General features: G+C 66.9%; 18 protein-coding genes. 9 read left to right on the top strand and 9 right to left on the bottom strand.

Going from position 1 to position 18,279, the window contains the following annotated elements:
* The first annotated feature begins 18 nt into the window (after window positions 1-18).
* Window positions 19-1,038, top strand: coding sequence for an aminotransferase class IV (locus EXE63_RS11445; RefSeq protein WP_168142058.1), 1,020 nt, complete (start codon window positions 19-21; stop codon window positions 1,036-1,038).
* A 16-nt stretch (window positions 1,039-1,054) separates the two neighbouring features.
* Here the strand turns inward: EXE63_RS11445 and EXE63_RS11440 are convergent, their stop codons facing one another.
* From EXE63_RS11440 to EXE63_RS11430, 3 genes are read right to left on the bottom strand one after another with little or no spacing between them, the layout of a single operon-like run.
* A complete protein-coding gene (locus EXE63_RS11440) occupies window positions 1,055-1,915 on the bottom strand; it encodes an SDR family oxidoreductase (protein WP_168142057.1) in 861 nt (286 codons plus the stop codon).
* Between the two features lie 43 nt (window positions 1,916-1,958).
* A complete protein-coding gene (locus tag EXE63_RS11435) occupies window positions 1,959-2,237 on the bottom strand; it encodes a barstar family protein (RefSeq protein WP_168142056.1) in 279 nt (92 codons plus the stop codon).
* A complete protein-coding gene (locus EXE63_RS11430) occupies window positions 2,234-2,575 on the bottom strand; it encodes a guanyl-specific ribonuclease (RefSeq protein WP_168142055.1) in 342 nt (113 codons plus the stop codon). Before EXE63_RS11430 ends, EXE63_RS11435 begins: the two co-directional genes overlap by 4 nt.
* Window positions 2,576-2,685: 110 nt before the next feature.
* Here EXE63_RS11430 and EXE63_RS11425 point away from each other — a divergent pair, with 110 nt between their 5' ends.
* Genes EXE63_RS11425 through EXE63_RS11415 form a run of 3 tightly spaced genes read left to right on the top strand, consistent with a single transcriptional unit; the run spans window position 2,686 to window position 4,577 of the window.
* Entirely contained in the window at window positions 2,686-3,168 is a 483-nt protein-coding gene (locus tag EXE63_RS11425; RefSeq protein WP_168145522.1) for a GNAT family N-acetyltransferase, read from the top strand.
* The gene (locus EXE63_RS11420; RefSeq protein ID WP_168142054.1) at window positions 3,165-4,277 is read left to right on the top strand and encodes an LLM class flavin-dependent oxidoreductase; all 1,113 of its coding nucleotides are present in this window, start codon (window positions 3,165-3,167) and stop codon (window positions 4,275-4,277) included. Before EXE63_RS11425 ends, EXE63_RS11420 begins: the two co-directional genes overlap by 4 nt.
* 9 nt (window positions 4,278-4,286) lie before the next feature.
* Window positions 4,287-4,577 carry a hypothetical protein gene (locus EXE63_RS11415; protein WP_168142053.1) on the top strand — a complete coding sequence of 97 codons (291 nt, stop codon included), beginning with the start codon at window positions 4,287-4,289 and terminating at the stop codon, window positions 4,575-4,577.
* Here EXE63_RS11415 and EXE63_RS11410 read toward each other — a convergent pair.
* Together EXE63_RS11410 and EXE63_RS11405 are read right to left on the bottom strand one after the other, a co-directional pair.
* Entirely contained in the window at window positions 4,567-5,301 is a 735-nt protein-coding gene (locus EXE63_RS11410; protein WP_372513092.1) for a class I SAM-dependent methyltransferase, read from the bottom strand. The genes EXE63_RS11415 and EXE63_RS11410 overlap by 11 nt on opposite strands.
* Window positions 5,302-5,315: 14 nt before the next feature.
* Entirely contained in the window at window positions 5,316-6,047 is a 732-nt protein-coding gene (locus EXE63_RS11405) for an MBL fold metallo-hydrolase (protein WP_168142051.1), read from the bottom strand.
* A gap of 70 nt (window positions 6,048-6,117) precedes the next feature.
* Here EXE63_RS11405 and fgd point away from each other — a divergent pair, with 70 nt between their 5' ends.
* Complete coding sequence (fgd, locus tag EXE63_RS11400; RefSeq protein ID WP_168142050.1) at window positions 6,118-7,128, top strand: glucose-6-phosphate dehydrogenase (coenzyme-F420); 1,011 nt, start codon at window positions 6,118-6,120, stop codon at window positions 7,126-7,128.
* On the opposite strand, the gene EXE63_RS11395 is transcribed toward fgd, so the two are convergent.
* From EXE63_RS11395 to EXE63_RS11385, 3 genes are read right to left on the bottom strand one after another with little or no spacing between them, the layout of a single operon-like run.
* Window positions 7,088-7,858, bottom strand: a complete 771-nt coding sequence (locus EXE63_RS11395) for a GntR family transcriptional regulator (RefSeq protein ID WP_168142049.1) — start codon at window positions 7,856-7,858, stop codon at window positions 7,088-7,090. The two genes, fgd and EXE63_RS11395, sit on opposite strands and share 41 nt — an antisense overlap.
* Window positions 7,859-7,877: 19 nt before the next feature.
* Window positions 7,878-8,654: a 3-oxoacyl-ACP reductase FabG gene (fabG, locus tag EXE63_RS11390; RefSeq protein WP_168142048.1), complete on the bottom strand. Its 777-nt coding sequence runs from the start codon at window positions 8,652-8,654 to the stop codon at window positions 7,878-7,880.
* An 8-nt stretch (window positions 8,655-8,662) separates the two neighbouring features.
* Window positions 8,663-9,652 (bottom strand): phosphotransferase enzyme family protein, encoded by a 990-nt coding sequence (locus tag EXE63_RS11385; protein WP_168142047.1) that lies wholly within the window; start codon window positions 9,650-9,652, stop codon window positions 8,663-8,665.
* Between the two features lie 251 nt (window positions 9,653-9,903).
* On the opposite strand from EXE63_RS11385, the gene EXE63_RS11380 reads away from it, so the two are divergent.
* From EXE63_RS11380 to EXE63_RS11365, 4 genes are read left to right on the top strand one after another with little or no spacing between them, the layout of a single operon-like run.
* Window positions 9,904-11,463 (top strand): APC family permease, encoded by a 1,560-nt coding sequence (locus EXE63_RS11380; RefSeq protein ID WP_168142046.1) that lies wholly within the window; start codon window positions 9,904-9,906, stop codon window positions 11,461-11,463.
* Window positions 11,464-11,471: 8 nt separating this feature from the next.
* On the top strand, window positions 11,472-12,758 hold the full coding sequence (locus EXE63_RS11375) for an aspartate aminotransferase family protein (protein ID WP_168142045.1): 1,287 nt from the start codon (window positions 11,472-11,474) through the stop codon (window positions 12,756-12,758).
* Window positions 12,755-14,884 carry a phosphate acetyltransferase gene (gene pta, locus EXE63_RS11370; protein ID WP_168142044.1) on the top strand — a complete coding sequence of 710 codons (2,130 nt, stop codon included), beginning with the start codon at window positions 12,755-12,757 and terminating at the stop codon, window positions 14,882-14,884. Before EXE63_RS11375 ends, pta begins: the two co-directional genes overlap by 4 nt.
* Entirely contained in the window at window positions 14,881-15,984 is a 1,104-nt protein-coding gene (locus EXE63_RS11365) for an acetate kinase (protein WP_168142043.1), read from the top strand. Before pta ends, EXE63_RS11365 begins: the two co-directional genes overlap by 4 nt.
* 33 nt (window positions 15,985-16,017) lie before the next feature.
* Here EXE63_RS11365 and EXE63_RS11360 read toward each other — a convergent pair whose 3' ends face one another.
* Window positions 16,018-18,276: a serine/threonine-protein kinase PknG gene (locus EXE63_RS11360; RefSeq protein ID WP_168142042.1), complete on the bottom strand. Its 2,259-nt coding sequence runs from the start codon at window positions 18,274-18,276 to the stop codon at window positions 16,018-16,020.
* Window positions 18,277-18,279 lie beyond the last annotated feature (3 nt).

Genomic DNA, 18,279 nt, shown 5'->3' with positions numbered 1-18,279 from the left:
TCGAATAGGACTGACATCATGACTGTTACCGATTCCGGCACCTCCAACCTGGTCGCCGTCGAGCCCGGCGCCGCCATCCGCGAAGCGACCCCGGAAGGCTCGGTGATCCAGTACAGCGACTACGAACTGGATACCTCCAGCCCGTTCGCCGGCGGCGTTGCGTGGATCGAGGGCGAGTACATGCCCGCCGAAGAGGCCAAGATCTCGATCTTCGACACCGGGTTCGGGCACTCCGACCTGACCTACACGGTGGCACATGTCTGGCACGGCAACATCTTCCGGCTGGGTGATCACCTCGACCGGCTGCTCGACGGTTCGCGCAAGTTGCGCCTTGACGCCGGCATGAGCAAGGACGAACTCGCCGAGATCACCAAGAAGTGTGTCTCGCTGTCCCAGCTGCGGGAGTCGTTCGTGAACCTCACCGTGACCCGTGGCTACGGAAAGCGCAAGGGCGAGAAGGATCTCTCCAAGCTGACCCACCAGGTGTACATCTACGCCATCCCCTACCTGTGGGCCTTCCCGCCCGCCGAGCAGATCTTCGGCACCACCGCGATCGTGCCGCGTCATGTCCGCCGCGCCGGGCGCAACACCGTCGACCCGACGATCAAGAACTACCAGTGGGGCGATCTCACCGCGGCGAGCTTCGAGGCCAAGGATCGCGGCGCCCGCACCGCGATCCTGCTGGACTCCGACAACTGCGTCGCCGAGGGCCCCGGATTCAACGTCTGCATCGTCAAGGACGGCAAGCTGGCGTCGCCGTCACGAAATGCGTTGCCGGGCATCACCCGTAAGACGGTGTTCGAGCTGGCCGACCAGATGGGTATCGAGGCCACGCTGCGCGATGTCACCAGCCATGAGCTCTACGACGCCGACGAGCTGATGGCGGTCACCACCGCCGGTGGCGTCACCCCGATCAATTCCCTGGACGGCGAAGCCATCGGCAACGGTGAGCCCGGCCCGATGACGGTCGCCATCCGGGACCGGTTCTGGGCGTTGATGGATGAGCCGTCACCGTTGATCGAGGCCATCCGGTACTGAGGCGGATCCGGCTCCGCTACTTACCGTCGGACTCGATGACACCCTGGGCGGCACGGGCACGGTCCTCGTAGCTCTTGCGCTTGGCGGTGTCGACCTCGAGGAACACCGTGTCCAGGCCGAGTGCCTTGTTCATGGCGCGGCGGCCCTTGGGCGGCAGCATCTGGGCGGCCTGTGCGGTGAACCGCAGCGCCGGCGGCACCGACACGTGGGTCTTGGGCTTGTCGAGCGTCTTGACGATGGCGGCGGCGATGTCCTCGGGCTCGACGGGCTTGATCGCGCCGCCGGACTTGGTGCCGGAGATCAGCTCGGTATTGGTGAACGGCGGCATGATCACCGAGACGTTGACGCCGTGCGGTGCCATCTCGTCGGCCAGCGCTGTGGACAGGCCCACCACCGCGTACTTGGCGCCGACGTAGACCACCTGGCCGGGCAGCGGGATGAGGCCGGACAACGAGGCAATGTTGATGATGTGGCCGCTGCGGCGCTTGACCATCTGCGGCAACGCGAGCTGGCAGCCGGTGAGCACGCCGTAGACGTTGACCTCCAGCGAGGACCGGACCGACTGCTCGGTTTCCTCCAGGAACGGGCCCACCGGCATCACGCCGGCATTGTTGATCAGCACGTCGATGTGGCCGCCCCCGTCGGTGCGGGCCTTGTCCAGGAAGGTCTCGAAGGACTCCCGGTCGGTGACGTCGAGCGGGTAGCCGGACACCTGGCCGAGTTTGGTGAGTTCGACGACGGCGGATTCCTGCAGCGCGACGTCACGGTCGCCGATCACGACGCGGGCGCCGCGGGCGAGTAGGGCCTTGGCGGTGGCATAACCGATACCGCGGGCCGCGCCGGTGATCGCGATGGTCTTGCCGCTGATGTTGTCCATGGCGGCGAACTTTACACGTGTCAAGTTTTTCGCGAAAGTGGCCTCAGGGGGTGAGCCACAGGTCGACGCCCTCGGTGCTGAACAGGTGCAGCAGGGTGCTCCACAGCTGATCGCCGACGGCGCCCTTGACCTGCCGGTAGGACGTCATGACGAAACGGAATCCGCCGTCCTCGGGGGTGCCGAAGCCACCGCGCAGGCAGTCGGCCAACGCGTCCAGGTTGGACCCGAAATAGCCGCCGTCACCGTTGACCGCGCGACCGATCTCGGCATAGAAGTCCGTCGTCGAGGTGATCCGGGAGCCGTCGATCCGATAGGTCTTCATGCGATTCCGATCAGACAGAAGGATTCGTAGTGGTCGTCGGTGTAATAGAAATCCGGAGGGTCACCGCCGGCGACGATGCGACGCGTCCCGCGGTGGTGCAGTCCGGGGGTCGGCACGGTGTACTCGCGGTAGTAGCCACGCTCGTGCTCGGGCAGTCGGCCCTCGTAATTGCCGAAGATGGCCCCGTCACTGCGCCGATGCGGGAAGGGTCCGCCGGCCTCGATGAGGTCCACGGTGGCCGCGACCTCGGGCGGCAGGCGGGCCAATGAGCATTCGCCCGCGGGTGTGCAGCCGGCGATCAGCCCACACATCAGTGCGGTCGTCATCGCCATGCGCATGAGCCATGACGCTAGCAACCTGGGCCCAGTTTCGATCATGCTGAGCTGATACCCCCGCCCGGAATGCGCGACGGCTGGGCACGTTGGACATTGAAGTGATGGTAGGAGCATTGGTGGAATCTCTGCGCTTTGTCGCGGTGGAACAGACCGACCCGTTGGCGGAGCCGCTGCTCGCCGAACTGACCGTCGAATACGCGCAGCGCTACGGTGGTACCGAAGCCGGCGTGGCGGCCTGGCTGCGTGGTCACCCGGCCGAGGAATTCGCCGCACCGCACGGCGCTCTGCTGATCGGGCTGCTCGGTGGGCAACCCGTGACCGGCGGTGCGTTCCAGCGCTTCGATGCCGACACCGCCGAACTCAAACGGATCTGGACCGACAGCGGGCACCGGCAGCGGGGCTACGCCAAGGCACTGCTGGTGGAGTTGGAGGCGGTGATCGCCGAGCGGGGCTACCGGCGCATCTATCTGACCACCGGTGACCGCCAGCCCGAGGCGGAGGCACTCTACGAATCGGCCGGCTACACCAGGCCGGCCGAACCGCTGCCCGCGGAAGGTCACATCCATCCGATCGCTTTTCAGAAGGTACTGCCGTGACCGTCCCACTGTCCGTTCTCGACCTGGCCCCCATCAGTGCCGGCAGTGACGCCGTCACTGCGCTGCGCAACACCGTCGACCTCGCCCAGCATGCCGAGCAGTGGGGTTACCGCCGCTATTGGGTGGCCGAGCATCACTATGTCGCGGTCGCCAGTTCGTCCCCGGCCGTCTTGATCGGCCAGATTGCGGCCGCCACCAACACCATTCGCGTCGGCGCGGCCGCGGTGCAGCTCGGTCACACCACCGCCATCGCGGTGGTGGAGAGCTTCGCGACCCTGGACGCCTTCCACCCGGGGCGCATCGACCTCGGGGTGGGCCGCTCCGGGCAGCGCCGCACCGAGGCGATCCGGGAGAAGCCGCGCGCACCGAGACCGCCGCGGGAATGGCATGAGGTCGACGGTGTTGTGGTCCCCACCCCGTTCGACGTGTCGGCATTGATGCGTAACCCGCGCCTGCGGGCGACCATGGCGACGTTGCAGCAACCCGAAGCCTTGGCACCGGATTTCGGTGATCAGGTCGCCGATATCGTTGCCCTGCTGGACGGCACGTTCCAGGTGGGCGGGTTCGAGGCGCACGCGACCCCCGGTGAGGGCACCGCGCTGTGGCCATGGGTGTTCGGCAGCAGCAGAGGACAGAGTGCACGGGTCGCCGGCGCGCAGGGATTGCCGTTCGTCGCCGCCTATCACATCGCACCGGCCACCGCGTTTGAGGCGATCGAGGCCTACCGCAAGGCCTTTCAGCCCTCCAAGGCGTTGGCAGAGCCCTATGTGGTGGTTTCGGCGGACGTGCTGGCCGCCGACGATCATGCCACCGCGCGGCAGCTGGCCGGAAGTTTCGGGCACTGGGTGCATTCCGTCCGGGCCGCCGGCGGTGCCGAACCGTACCCCGATCCGGATACCGTGCCGCCCTTGACCGACGAACAGCGCGAGCTCGTGAAGGACCGCATCGCAACGCAGTTCGTGGGAGACGCCGACGAGGTGGCGCAGCGGCTGTCGGACCTGCAGCGGGTCACCGGCGCCGACGAACTGGTCATCACGTCGGTCGCGTACCGGCACGAGGATCGGTTGCGCTCGCACGAGCTGGTCGCCAAGGCCTGGACGGGCTCGTAGGCTGACGCGGTGTCTCTCGCCACCGTGGGCCTTCTGATCCTGACCGCTGCGCTGTTCATTGCGCTGCTGGGCATCGGTGTGCGCACACTGGTCGGACGCAACAGCGAGGTGCCCGCGGTGCGGCGCACGGTGACCAGGCTGCGCGGGAATGCGGCAGGCCGGGTGCTGTTCGGTCCCTCGGAGAACGACGCCCTCGACAGCGAGGAACTCGACCAGATGATTCTGCTGCCCACCATCGTCCTGGTGTGTGGGCTGGTGGTGACCGCGGTCTTCCTGTTCGGCTATGCGCTCATCGCGTGAGCGTGCACAGCACGGTGAGCGCGTCGTTGGTGGCCTGTACACCGGCGTCACCGATGGTGGCCGCCAGTCGGCTGCGCAAGACATCCTGGTCGGCCGCGGGCAGCCCTAACACCGCGGAGTAGGTACTCACCATCTCCACCCATTCGGCGCCGCCGTAATGCGGGTGTTCGGTGTAGTGGCGACGCTCGGAGGTGAAGCCCGCCGCAGCCAACAGCGGCTCCAGATCTTCGCCTTCGACGAGGACCGATGGGCGTTGCGGCTCGGCACCCACACTGGCGTACACACCCGCGAGCTCGTCCGGACCGGGGCGAACCGCGACGATCCGGTTCCACAGCAGTGCCAGCCGACCGCTCCTGGCCAGTACCGCGCCCACCTTGCGCAGCGCGCGCTTCGGGTCCACCCAGTGGAAGGACTGGGCGAACACGACGAGATCAAAGGTGCGCCCGCACGGATCCCAGTCGGCGAACGTGGCCACCTCGACGGCCAGGCCCTTGCCGGCGGCGATCTCGGCCATCTGCGGATCGGGTTCCACCGCCAGCACATCGGCACCGGCCGCACGAAGCTGCGCGGTCGCGATACCGGTCCCGGCGCCCACGTCGAGCACCCGGATACCGGTGCGGGGCACCAGATCGTCGATCAGCGCGGCGGGATACCGGGGCCGGAAGCGGTCGTAGCGCGCGGCAGCCGATCCGAAGGACGTGGCCCGCGATCGGTCGCGATGCAACGGCCGGCGGTCGTTCATCGGGTGGCCGCGTCCGCGGCGTCGCGGATCGGGCCGCGCCAGACCGGTCCGTGCCCGGGCAGCAGCACCTCGGTGTCCAGCATGCCCAGCGCGGCCAGGCTGCGCAGGCACCCGTCCTGGTCGTGGTTGAACAGGCCGGGCAGCAGCTGCGGCCCACGCCGGGTGCTCACCGGATGGCCGGTGATCAGGGCGTCGCCTGCCACCAGTACCCCGTCGACCAGATACGAGCAGTGTCCGCCGGTGTGCCCCGGTGTTGGGACGGCGATCGGGGCGCCGGGCAGCGCCGCCGCGATGTTCTCGTCATAGGCCTCGGCGGTCGGGATGCCCTCATGTGTCAGCCCGCCTTTGCGGACCAGCGCCAGCGACCAGGCGAGGTAGCGCGGGTTCCAGGCACGGGCCAGCACATCCACCGGGGACGCCTGCTCCAGGTACTGCCGCTTGGCGTGCCCGACCTCGGTGGCGTGCGTATACACCGGTGTGCCATGGGTTTTCGCGAACCAGATGGCCGATCCGAGGTGATCCACATGGGCGTGGGTCAGCAGGATGGCTCGCACATCCTCGGCCGCGAAGCCCAGCTCACGCACCGAGTCGAGAACCTCGTCACGGCTACCCGGATAGCCGGCGTCGATCAGGATGACGCCGTCGTCATCGGCCACCAGCGTCCAGTTCACCAGGTCGGTCTGGACGAAGTACACGGTGTCGGTGATTCGAGTGAGGGCTGCCGGCATGCTGCCCAGGCTATCGGCGGAGGGCGGGAGCGAAGCGACAGGGGAAATGGAGACGGAGTAAAAAGGAACCGTGGCTGAACTCAAACTGGGATACAAGGCGTCGGCGGAGCAGTTCGCCCCGCGAGAGCTCGTCGAACTGGCCGTGGAGGCCGAGGCGCACGGGATGGACAGTGCGACCGTCAGTGATCATTTTCAGCCGTGGCGCCACGAGGGCGGCCATGCCCCATTCTCGCTGGCCTGGATGACCGCCGTCGGCGAGCGCACCGAGCGACTGATCCTGGGCACCTCGGTGCTGACCCCGACGTTCCGCTACAACCCGGCCGTGATCGCGCAGGCGTTCGCCACCATGGGATGTCTGTACCCGGACCGCATCTTCCTGGGTGTGGGCACCGGTGAGGCGCTCAACGAGATCGCCACCGGGTACGAGGGGGAGTGGCCGGAGTTCAAGGAGCGTTACGCGCGGCTGCGCGAATCGGTGCGGTTGATGCGCGAGCTGTGGCTCGGTGACCGTGTCGACTTCGAAGGTGAGTACTACAAGACCAAGGGTGCCTCGATCTACGACGTGCCCGAGGGCGGTATCCCGATCTACATCGCCGCGGGTGGGCCGCAGGTCGCCAAGTACGCCGGCCGTGCCGGCGACGGGTTCATCTGCACCTCCGGCAAGGGGGAGGAGCTCTACAAGGAGAAGCTCATCCCGGCCATGCGGGAAGGTGCCGAGGCCGCGGGCAAGAACCCAGACGATGTCGACCGGATGATCGAGATCAAGATCTCCTACGACACCGATCCGGAGCTCGCGCTGGAGAACACCCGGTTCTGGGCGCCGTTGTCGCTGACCGCCGAGCAGAAGCACTCCATCGACGACCCGATCGAGATGGAGAAGGCCGCCGACGCGCTGCCCATCGAGCAGGTCGCCAAGCGCTGGATCGTCGCCTCCGATCCCGATGAGGCCGTCGCCAAGGTCAAGGACTATGTCGACTGGGGGCTCAACCACCTGGTGTTCCACGCCCCCGGGCATGACCAGCGCCGCTTCCTGGAGCTGTTCAAGCGGGATCTGGAACCACGGTTGCGGAAACTGGGCTGACACCGGCGATATTGCTGCTGGCGGTCAACCGGACCCGGTCGGCGCGGAACAGGTCGTAGGCGAACTCGAACGGGCGCCCGGCGCTGTCCCGCGTCACCCGGGTGATGGCCAGCAGCGGCTTGCGGTGGGCGATCTGCAGCCATTTGGCTTCCCGCGGGCTGGCGCTGACCACCTCGATGGTTTCGGTGGTGCCGGCGGGCTGCAGTCCGTAGCGCTGCCGCAACAGCTCGTACAGCGATCCACCGAGCGGCTGTTCCAGCAGGTCGGCGGCATGCGCGGCGACGAAACACGACAGGTCCACCGACAGGGGCACCCCGTCCGCGTAGCGCAGTCTGCGGATGACGAAGACCTGGGTGTCCTGCGGGATCTCCAGGGCGGCCGACTCGGCAAGGGTGGCCGGCCTGCTGTCGGTGGCGAGCACTTTGGTATCGCTGGTGTGGCCTCCGCTGTGCAGCCGCGCGGGCAGGCCAGCCTGCTCGGCGGCGTTGCGCTGCACCATATCTGCGCGGATGAAGGTGCCCCCCGCGCGACCGGTGCGCCGTTCCAGCACCCCGGCCTGGCTCAGCGGCAACAGTGCGCTGCGCAGCGTCGAGCGGGATACGGCGAACTGCTCGGCCATCTCCCGCTCGGTGCCCAGCCGCGAACCCGGGCGCAGCGCACCGCTGGACAGCATCGACAGAATCCGCCGGCGCACATCCTCGGCGACCGCACCGCCCGGTGTCTCCTCCACAATCAGGCCCGATTCCAGGTCAGGTGATGATCGCGTCCAGGGACTCGGGCAGTACCTGACCACCGTCGACGGCGATCGCCTGCCCGGTGATGTAGGCGGCCTCGGTGGTGGCCAGGAACGCCGCGAGATGACCGATATCCTCCGGGGTGCCCAGGGCGCCGGCCGGAATCGACCGCGCCATGCTGGCGATGTAGTCCTCGCCGTTGCCCAGCAGCCCCTCGGTGAGGATGTTGCCGGGCAGGACGGCGTTGACGGTGATTCCCTTGGGCGCCAGCTCGATTGCGGCCGTCCGCATGAAGCCGAGCTGCGCGGCCTTGGTGGCGCCGTAGTGCGACCAGCCGGGGTAACCGGTGATCGGGCCGGTGATCGACGACGTCAGGATGACCCGACCGGTGCCGGATGCGATCAGCGCGTCCAGGCAGGCCTGCACCGCGTAGAACGTGCCGTTGACGTTGACTCCCATGATCTCGTTGAGCTGCTCGGGGGTCATGGTGGCCAGCGGTGCATCGGGAAAGATGCCGGCGTTGGCGCACAACACATCCAGACCGCCGAAGGCCTCGACGGTGGCGGCGGCCATCTCCGTGCAGGATTGCCGGTCGCTCACGTCGACGCGCACCCCGATGATCGTGCCGTCACCCAGTTCGTCGAGCGCGGCCACGGCCTCGTCGAGGCCGGCGGCCGTCCGCGCCGCGATCGCGACATTCGCACCGGCACGGGCGAAGACCGTGGCGATGCCGCGGCCGATTCCCTTGCTACCGCCGGTCACCAGGACAGAGCGGGACTGCAGGTCGAACATGTTCCTCCTCAACGTAACCAGGTGTGATCGGCGAGGTAGCGCTCCGACAGGCGGGCGGTACCGACGGCGTATCCGGGACCGATGGCCTTGGCGGCATCGGCGTCCGCGTGCGAGGCGATCCACGCGGTGAGCTGGATCCGGCGCAGCATCACGAAGGTCGGGATGAGTGCCAGGTGCTGCTCGGGCAGCGTGCGCACCTTCAGGTAGCCGCGCAGCCACTCGGCCACGATGCGTTCGGCCTCCGGGGTGTCTTCGATCCAGGACACGACCGCACCCAGGTCGGCCAGATTCCAGCCCCAGCCGGAGTCGTCGAAGTCGATCACCGTGATCCCTGCCGCTGGTGCGGCCGGGTCGACCATCAGGTTCGACAGTCGTAGGTCGGCGTGGATCAGACCGAATCTGTCTGCCCCGGTGCCGAACTCGGATAATTGTTCGGTGATGCGATGCGTCGCCCGCATGATGGCGGCCCGGTCCGTGTCGGCCAGGCCGGGGGCCTCCCGCCAGTCACCCCAGCGGGCACCGGGGCCGAAGATGTCATCGAGATCCCAGCGGAAGCGCGTGAAGTCGGCCGGGGCCGCCCAGTCCAGGACATGCTCGTGCATGATCGCGGTCAGCTCACCCAGCTCGGCGAAACCGACCGCGTGCGGGACCTCCTCGGCGGTACATCCCGGAACCAGGGTGACGGCGTCGACGTGCAGCTCGCGGCCGTCCACCGACGCGGTCACCACATCGAGGCCGGTTTCCGAGCGCACCAGCTCGGGGGTCTTGACCACGGTGTCGCGGCGCAGCGCGGCCATCCAGGCGAGTTCGGAGCGGATGCCGTCCAGGGAGTGATAACCGGGCCGGTGCACGCGCAGCACGATCGGGTTGTCATCGCACACCTGGTAGGTGGCGTTCTCCGACAGGCTCAACAGGCGCAGCGGGGTATCGAGGTCGCGGCCATAGGCGGACAGCGCCGCCCGGGCGAAGCGCGCATGGTCGGCAGGCAATCCCGGCATGTCGAACAGTGTGAGCCAATTGTCGAGCCAAAGCAGACCAAATCGACGTTTTTAACGGTGGCGTTGCAATACTCTCAGGTTCGAAACATTGCCGAAACACAGCTAACTGCCAGCTTAAATCTCCAGTTGACCAACGAATCTGAGCGAGGTAACAATTGCCGACGTCGTCTTTCGTCATCGGCATCGGGGCCGGCGACACTTTGAAACCAGACCAAATATCGGTCTGGGATATGCCCTCAGATTGGGATGCAATGAGCGAGATCATCGATCCACCGGCCCCTGCGGGTGCCAACCCCATCCAACGTCTCAAGCCGAATGCGGTCGGGCTGTGGGGTGTGCTGTTCATGGCGGTCGCCACCGCCGCCCCCATCACCGCGATGGTCGGCAACGTGCCGATCGCGGTCGGCTTCGGCAACGGCGCCAACGCGCCGGCCGGCTACTTCGTCGCCACCATCGTGCTGACGCTGTTCGCCATCGGGTACGCCGCGATGAGCAAGCACATCACCGCCACGGGTGCCTTCTACGGCTACATCTCACACGGACTCGGGCGCATTGTCGGGCTGGGCGCCGGTTTCCTGACCGCGCTGGCCTACATGGTGTTCGAGGCCTCGCTGATCGGCATCTTCTCGTTTTTCGGCACCGACCTGTTCTCGTCGCTGTTCGGCGTCGAGGTGCCGTGGCTGGTGTTCGCGCTGGTGATGCTCGCCGTCAACGCCCTGCTCACCTACTTCGACATCAATCTGGCCGCCAAGGTGCTCGGGGTATTCCTGGTCACCGAGATCGTGATGCTGGCCGCGATGGCGCTGTCTGTGCTGTTCACCGGCGGTGGGCCCCAGGGCTGGTCCTGGGGATCGCTGAACCCGCTCAACGGTTTTCAGAGCCTCTCGGGTGTGGTCGAGGGCGCTGACGGCTCTATGATGGCCGTCGTCGGATCCGCGGGTGTCGGGCTGTTCTTCGCGTTCTGGTCCTGGGTCGGTTTCGAGTCCAGCGCCATGTACGGCGAGGAGTCGCGCAACCCCAAGAAGATCATCCCCATCGCCGTGATCAGCTCGGTGATCGGCATCGGTGCGTTCTACGTGGTGGTGTCCTGGCTCGCGATCGTCGGCACCGGACCCGAGAATGCCATTGCGCTGGCCCAGGATTCGGCCACCGCCGGGAACATCTTCTTCAACCCGGTGCATGACAACCTCGGGCAGTGGGCGGTCGACCTGTTCAAGATCCTGTTGATGACCGGATCATTCGCCTGCGGCCTGGCGTTCCACAACTGCGCCGCGCGCTACCTGTACGCGCTGGGTCGTGAAGACGTCATCCCGGGGATGCGCAAGACCATCGGTGCCACCCACCGGGTGCACGGCTCACCGCATGTCGCGGGCTTCGTGCAGACCGGGTTCGCCTTCCTGGTCGTGATCTTCTTCGAGCTCACCCACCGTGACCCCTACACCGGTCTCTACGGTCTGATGGCACTGCTGGGCACCACGGCGATCATGATTGTCCAGGCGCTGGCCGCGTTCTCGGTGATCGCGTACTTCCATGTACAGAAACGTCATCCGGAGACCGCCAACTGGTTCACCACCTTCCTGGCGCCGCTGCTGGGCGGGCTCGGCATGGTGTACGTGGTCTACCTGCTGGCCAAGAACGCCTCGTTCGCGGCGGGCACGGCGTCCACCGACTGGATCTTCGCCGCCATCCCGTGGGTCGTCGGTGTCGTCGGCATAGGCGGCGTGCTGCTGGCGGTGTTCCTGAAGTTCAAAGATCCACAGCGGTACGGCGAACTGGGCCGTACCGTTCTGGAAGAAGCCCACGAGCGCTGACGGGAATCATGTCCTTCTCCAACATCATGGATTCCAACAGCTATCAGGGTGGTCAGCGCGACGACCCCCTGATAGCTGCCCGTGACCGGGTACTGGGACCGGCGTACCGGTTGTTCTACGACAATCCGGTGCATCTGGTGCGCGGGTTGGGCACCAAGTTGTTCGATGCCGACGGCAACGATTACCTGGACGCGTACAACAACGTCGCCAGCGTGGGGCACTGCCATCCCCACGTGATCGATTCGGTGACACGGCAGTTGAGTACCCTCAACACCCACACCCGGTACCTGCACGATGGCATCGTCGACTACTCGCAGCGGTTGCTGGCCACGTTCCCTGATCTTGAGCAATCCAGCTCGTACCAGGTGATGTACGCGTGCACCGGTTCGGAGGTCAACGATCTCGCGTTGCGCGTTGCGGCGATGCACACCGGCGCCACCGGGGTGATCGTCACCCACGAGGCGTATCACGGCAATACCGAAGCGGTGACGGCAATCTCGCCCTCGATCGGGGGACGCACCAGCCTGGGATGCCATGTCCGCACGGTGTCACCGCAGCTGGAGCGCGCCGAAATCGCGGCCGCGATCACCGATCTGCAGGACAGCGGCTTCGGGGTGAGCGCGCTGATCGTCGACACCATCTTCTCCTCCGATGGCATCTATCCGGATCCGTTGGTGCTGGCGCCGGCGGTCGCGGCGGTCCGGGCCGCCGGTGGCGTGCTGATCGCCGATGAGGTGCAACCCGGATTCGGGCGCACCGGTGCGGGAATGTGGGGGTTCACCCGGCATGGTGTGGTGCCCGACCTGGTGACCATGGGCAAGCCGATGGCCAACGGGCTGCCGGTGGCAGCCATGGCCGCCCGTGGGGACGTGCTGGCCGGCTTCGCCACCGGGGTGCCGTACTTCAACACCTTCGGGGGCAATCCGGTCTCGATGGCGGCCGCGGCCGCCGTGCTCGACGTCATCGAACGGGAACGGCTGATCGCCAATGCCGCCACCGTGGGCGCCGACCTGCGTGCCGAGGTGGCCCGGCTGGCCGCCGATCACCCCCGCATCGGGCAGGTGCGCGGTGCCGGGCTGTACCTCGGAGTGGAGGTGCTCGACGATGTCGGGCTCCCCGATCGGGCAACCGCGCGGTGGATCGTCAACGCCATGCGTGAACGCCGGGTGCTGATATCGGTCTGTGGCGGGGACGGAAATGTCCTCAAGATCAGGCCGCCGATGGTCTTCTCGATGTCCGACGTCGACCGCTTCATTGCCGAACTCGGTGAGGTGCTGGCAAGCTTGGCCCAGTGACCGCGCATGCTGCTTCGGCCATCTACATAGCGTCCCCCGAGGGGGACACCGGAAAATCCACCATCGCACTGGGCATTCTGCACAAATTGGCGGCCACCGTTGCCAGGGTCGCGGTGTTCCGGCCCATCACCCGGCTCGAACATCGTGAGTCTTCCCCGTCGCTTCGCTCGCCCCAGGATGACGCCGAGGGCGAACGCGACTACATTCTCGAACTGCTGCTGTCGCGGGCGACCGCCGGACTCACCTACGACGAGTGCGCAGGCGTCAGCTACCAGCAGTTGCACGAGGACCCCGAGGCGGCGATCGCCGAGATCGTCGACCGTTTCCACCGGGTCGCCGAGCGCTCCGATGCGGTACTCATCGTCGGCAGTGACTACACCGATGTGGCGGCGCCGAGCGAACTGAGCATGAACGCCCGGATAGCGGTGAACCTCGGCGCGCCCGTGGTGCTCGCGGTGAAGGCCAAGGACCGCACTCCCGCCGAGGTCGCCCAGGTCGTCGAGGTGTGCCTGGTGGAACTGACGGCCCAGCACGCGTACACCGCCGCGGTGGTGGCGAATCGCTGCGATCCCGGACAGCTGGACGCGGTGGCCGAGGCGCTGGCTGCGATCTCGGTGTCGGGTCCTGCGAGCTACGTCCTGCCCGAGGAACCCCTGCTGGTGGCGCCCTCGGTGGCAGAGCTGCGCAGGGCCGTGCACGGCGAACTCACCGGCGGTGACGAGCACTCGCTGATCCGCGAGGCGATGAGTGTCCTGGTGGCGGGGATGACCGCCGAGCATGTGCTGGAAAGGCTGCGGGACGGGATGGCCGTCATCACTCCCGGTGACCGTTCCGATGTGGTGATGGCGGTGATGGGTGCGCATGCCGCAGCCGGGTTTCCGTCGCTGTCCTGCGTGATCCTCAACGGTGGGCTGCCGCTGCACCCGGAAGTCGCTCGGCTGGTGGCGGGTCTGGGCACGCGGCTGCCGATCATCAGCACCGAACTGGGCACCTATGACACGGCGCGTGCGGTCGCCTCCGCCCGCGGACGGGTCACGGTGGATTCACAGCGCAAGGTCGACACCGCACTCGCCCTGATGGAACAGCATGTCGACACCGCGGATCTCATTGACACACTGTCGATCCCGATCCCCACCGTGACCACACCGCAGATGTTCACCTACCAGCTGATCGACCAGGCCCGCGCCGACGTACAGCGTATCGTGCTGCCAGAGGGTGATGACGACCGGATTCTGCGCGCGGCCGGGCGTCTGCTCGCGCACCGCGTGGCCGACCTGACCATCCTGGGTGAGGAGAAGTCGGTCCGCGCGCGGGCTGCCGAAATCGGTGTGGACCTGTCGACGGCCATCGTGCTCGATCCGCGTACCAGTGAACTGTGTGACCAGTTCGCCGAGCAATACGCCCAGCTGCGCAGCCACAAGGGCGTAACCGTCGATCAGGCCCGCGAAACCATCTCCGACGTCTCCTATTTCGGCACCATGCTGGTGCACAACGACATGGTCGACGGAATGGTGTCCGGTGCCAGGCACACCACGGCGCACACCGTCCGCCCGGCCTTCGAGATCATCAAGACGCTGCCCGGGGTCAGCACGGTATCCAGCATCTTCCTGATGTGCCTGGAGGACCGGGTACTCGCCTACGGCGACTGCGCGATCGTGCCCGACCCGACCTCCGAACAACTCGCCGATATCGCCATCTCCTCGGCGCGCACCGCCGCGCAGTTCGGTATCGACCCCAGGGTCGCCATGCTGTCCTACTCCACGGGCAGTTCCGGCACCGGGGCCGATGTGGACAAGGTCAGGGCAGCAACCGAACTGGTGCGCCAGCGCGCCCCGGAACTCTTGGTGGAGGGGCCGATCCAGTACGACGCCGCGGTGGATCCGTCCACCGCGAAGACCAAGATGCCGGAATCGGAGGTGGCCGGACGTGCCACGGTGTTGATCTTCCCGGACCTCAACACCGGCAACAACACCTACAAGGCGGTACAGCGCAGCGCCGGAGCCATCGCGATAGGGCCGGTGTTGCAGGGTCTGAACAAGCCCGTCAACGATCTATCCCGGGGTGCCCTGGTGGAGGACATCGTGAACACGGTGGCGATCACCGCTATCCAGGCGGCGCTGCAGTGACCACGGTGCTGGTGCTCAACAGTGGCTCGTCGTCGGTGAAATACGATCTGCTGGAACCCGACTCGGGTACCTCACTGGTCAGTGGCGTGATAGAGCGGGTGACCGATTACCGGCAGGCGCTGACTGCGGTGTTCGCGGCGCTGCCCAGCCTGGACGGCCTGCTCGCGGTCGGACACCGTGTCGTGCACGGCGGGAACAAGCTGTACCGGCCCACCCTCATCGACGATCAGACCATCGCAGACATCGAAGAACTCTCGCCGCTGGCCCCGTTGCACAACCCGCCGGCCGTGCTCGGGATCAAGGAAGCGCGCAAGGTGCTGCCCGGCCTGCCGCATGTCGCGGTCTTCGATACCGCTTTCTTCCACGACCTGCCGCCGGCGGCCGCCGAGTACGCCATCGACCGGGATGTCGCCGACACCTGGAACATTCGCCGCTACGGATTCCACGGCACCTCCCACCGCTATGTCAGCGAGCAGGCCGCAGATTTCCTGGATGCGCCATGGGAATCGCTGAACCAGATCGTGCTGCACCTGGGCAACGGTGCCTCGGCCTCGGCGATCGCCGGCGGGCGCCCGATCGACACCTCCATGGGAATGACCCCGATGGAGGGGCTGGTGATGGGCACCCGGTCCGGGGATATCGATCCCGGCGTCATCACCTACCTGTGGCGCACGGCGAAGATGAGCGTCGAGGACATCGAGACCATGCTCAACCGGCGGTCCGGTGTGTTCGGGCTCGGTGGCGAGATCGATTTCCGGGCGCTGCACAAGCGGATCGAAACCGGCGACGAGGCAGCGCAATTGGCCTACGACGTCTACATCCACCGGCTGCGCAAGTACATCGGCGCCTACCTGGCATTGCTCGGCAACACAGATGTCATCACCTTCACCGCAGGGGTGGGGGAGAACGATGCCGCGGTGCGTCGCGATGCGCTGTCGGGTCTGACCAGCCTCGGCATCGAGATCGACGAGCAGCTCAACGACGCGCCCGAGCGGGTTGCGCGGCGCATCTCGGCAGAACGGTCGCCGGTCACGGTGCTGGTCATCCCGACCGATGAAGAGCTGGCCATCGCCCGGGCGTGTGTGGATGTGCTGGGTTAGGTACGGCGGGCTGGAGCGCAGCGACCCGGGGAGTCAGAACGTGCTCGTGGGCCGCACGCTGTTGGCCAGATCGACCAGCGCGTACCGGTGCTCCTGAGTCGGGGCGACTCGCGCCAGCCCGCGCAGTGCTGCCTCCACGCCGAGCTGCAGGCCGTGCTGGGTGAACGGGAACCCGAGAATGTGATTGGTGCTGGCGGTGTTGTCGGCCAGCCAGTCCATCGCGGTGCCCAGTACCAGCGCCCGGATCTGCAGCACCCGCGGCTCGCTCTCGGGCAGCGCTTCCACACGCCTTGCGGCACTGCGAATCTGTTGTTCGGACACCTCACTGATGGACCGTCCGGACAGCAGTGTCACCGAGCTGGTGAGCCGCGCTACGGTGAAATGTCTTGAGGTGGGCGGAACCTGGTCGAGGGTGCGCACGGCGTCATCGCGATCACCCTCCGCGGACTGGGCCCGGGCCAGCCCGAATCCCGCAGAGATGACGCCGTTGTCCGTGCGCCACACCGTCTGGTAGAACCGGCGTTCATCGGAGCTGCCCGCCAGTTCGGCCGTGGCGGCCAACGCCAGTTTTGGTGCCAACTCGCCGGGTAGCGTGTCCAGCACCTCGGTGAAATATTTTGTGGCGGTGTCATAGTCGGCGGTCAGCAGGGCGGCCACGCCGCGGAACCAGCTCAGCCGCCAGCGCCAGCCCACCCGCTCGAACAGGTCGTCGAGCTTGCGGGTCGCCTTGGCGACATCGCCGAGGTCAAGCAGTGCCCGCGCTTCCATCAGCGGCAGCTCCACCGACTCGGACAGATCGATACCCTCGGAGTCCAGCGTGCCGTGCCGCGCCGCCCGCAGTGAATCGAGGGTCTGCACAGGCTGACTGAGCACGGTGGCGGACAGGATGGGCGCGCCGACATCGGCGGGGTCGACCAGCGGAACCTGGAGCGCCTTCACGATCTCCGGGGCGGTGAGCTTCTCCGAGTGCACCTGACCGTCCAGGTATACATCGGTGTGCGCGACCAGCAGGTCGACGCCGAAGGTGGACCGCGGCGGGCTGAAGACGGTGGACAGGCCCGACCGGGCCACCCCGGTGTCCTGGGCCACGACCTCGCGCAGCACGCCCAGCAACTGGCTGGACATCTCGTCGGCACTGGCGAAGCGGCGGTGCGGATCCGGGTCGATCGCCCGGCGCAGCAGCCGGCCGAACGAGTCGTACTTGGCCAGCACCGGGTCGTCTTCGGGCAGGCCGTCCACATAGCGGCCCTTTCGGGTACGCAGCTTGAGGGTGAGCGCGGCCAGCGTGCGCCCCACCGTATAGATGTCGGTTTGCACCGTGGGCCCGGTACGCACTATCTCCGGCGCCTGGTAACCCGGTGTGCCGTAAAGGTATCCGAACGAATTGATCCGGGACACCGCACCGAGGTCGATGAGCTTGAGCTGCTCGGCGGTGATCATGATGTTCTCGGGCTTCAGGTCGTTGTAGACCAGGCCGAGAGAGTGCAGGTATCCCAGCGCTGGCAGGATCTCCATCATGTAGGCGATCGCCTGCGCCACTGGTAGTTTGGCGTCCTTGGGCTGTTTGAGCGAGGTGCCGCCGACGTACTCCATCACGATATAGCCGACCGGCTCACCGTGTTTGTCGGCATGCTCGACGAAGTTGAAGATCTTCACGATCGCCGGATGGGTCACCTCGGCGAGGAACTGCCGCTCGGCCATCGCGGCGGCCTGCGCCTCGGCGTCGCCGGAATGCACCAGGCCCTTGAGCACGACCGGCCGTCCGTTCACATTGTTGTCGAAGGCCAGATACACCCAGCCGAGACCGCCGTGCGCGATACAGCCCTTGATCCGGTATTGGTCGGCGACCATGTCCCCGGGACTGAGTTGCGGCAGGAACGAGAACGGGCTGCCGCAGCGGGGGCAGGTTCCCTCGGAAAGCCCTGCGCGGGCCGGCCCGTCTGCATCTTCTTTGACGGCACGCCCCACCGGCCGGTTGCAGTTCCAGCAGAAGCGTTTCGCCTCGGCCACCACCGGATTGGTCATCAGCGCGGTCAGCGGGTCGCGCTCGTAGACACGAGGCACCTCGACCAGGCCGCCACCGAGACGGCGGATGGGCGAGCGCGGCCGGGTCATCGACGTCATGCCCTCGGACGGCTCGGTGGACACCGTGGACGCGCGGTCGGTGTCGTCGAAGTCGGGCCGGTACACGGCCTGGGTGGCCATGGGGCGGATCGTCGCGACCGAATCCTCGTCATAGTCTTCGAGGTCGGACAGCGCGGCGGGCTGGGTACCGGGGTCGTCGTCGTTCATCAG

Source organism: Mycolicibacterium frederiksbergense, from assembly GCF_012223425.1.
In the GTDB taxonomy this organism is placed as follows: domain Bacteria; phylum Actinomycetota; class Actinomycetes; order Mycobacteriales; family Mycobacteriaceae; genus Mycobacterium; species Mycobacterium frederiksbergense.
The sequence above is the reverse complement of the archived record's forward strand: the minus strand, read 5'-3'. Positions and strand labels throughout refer to the sequence as shown.

Bases quoted from the DNA above. Each gene is read 5' to 3' on its own strand.
- EXE63_RS11380 (WP_168142046.1), top strand. From the start codon at position 9,904: ATGAGCGAGATCATCGATCCACCGGCCCCTGCGGGTGCCAACCCCATC.
- EXE63_RS11385 (WP_168142047.1), bottom strand. From the start codon at position 9,652: ATGCCGGGATTGCCTGCCGACCATGCGCGCTTCGCCCGGGCGGCGCTG.
- fabG (WP_168142048.1), bottom strand. From the start codon at position 8,654: ATGTTCGACCTGCAGTCCCGCTCTGTCCTGGTGACCGGCGGTAGCAAG.
- EXE63_RS11430 (WP_168142055.1), bottom strand. From the start codon at position 2,575: ATGCGCATGGCGATGACGACCGCACTGATGTGTGGGCTGATCGCCGGC.
- EXE63_RS11440 (WP_168142057.1), bottom strand. From the start codon at position 1,915: ATGGACAACATCAGCGGCAAGACCATCGCGATCACCGGCGCGGCCCGC.
- EXE63_RS11435 (WP_168142056.1), bottom strand. From the start codon at position 2,237: ATGAAGACCTATCGGATCGACGGCTCCCGGATCACCTCGACGACGGAC.
- EXE63_RS11360 (WP_168142042.1), bottom strand. From the start codon at position 18,276: ATGAACGACGACGACCCCGGTACCCAGCCCGCCGCGCTGTCCGACCTC.
- EXE63_RS11445 (WP_168142058.1), top strand. From the start codon at position 19: ATGACTGTTACCGATTCCGGCACCTCCAACCTGGTCGCCGTCGAGCCC.
- EXE63_RS11405 (WP_168142051.1), bottom strand. From the start codon at position 6,047: ATGCCGGCAGCCCTCACTCGAATCACCGACACCGTGTACTTCGTCCAG.
- EXE63_RS11375 (WP_168142045.1), top strand. From the start codon at position 11,472: ATGTCCTTCTCCAACATCATGGATTCCAACAGCTATCAGGGTGGTCAG.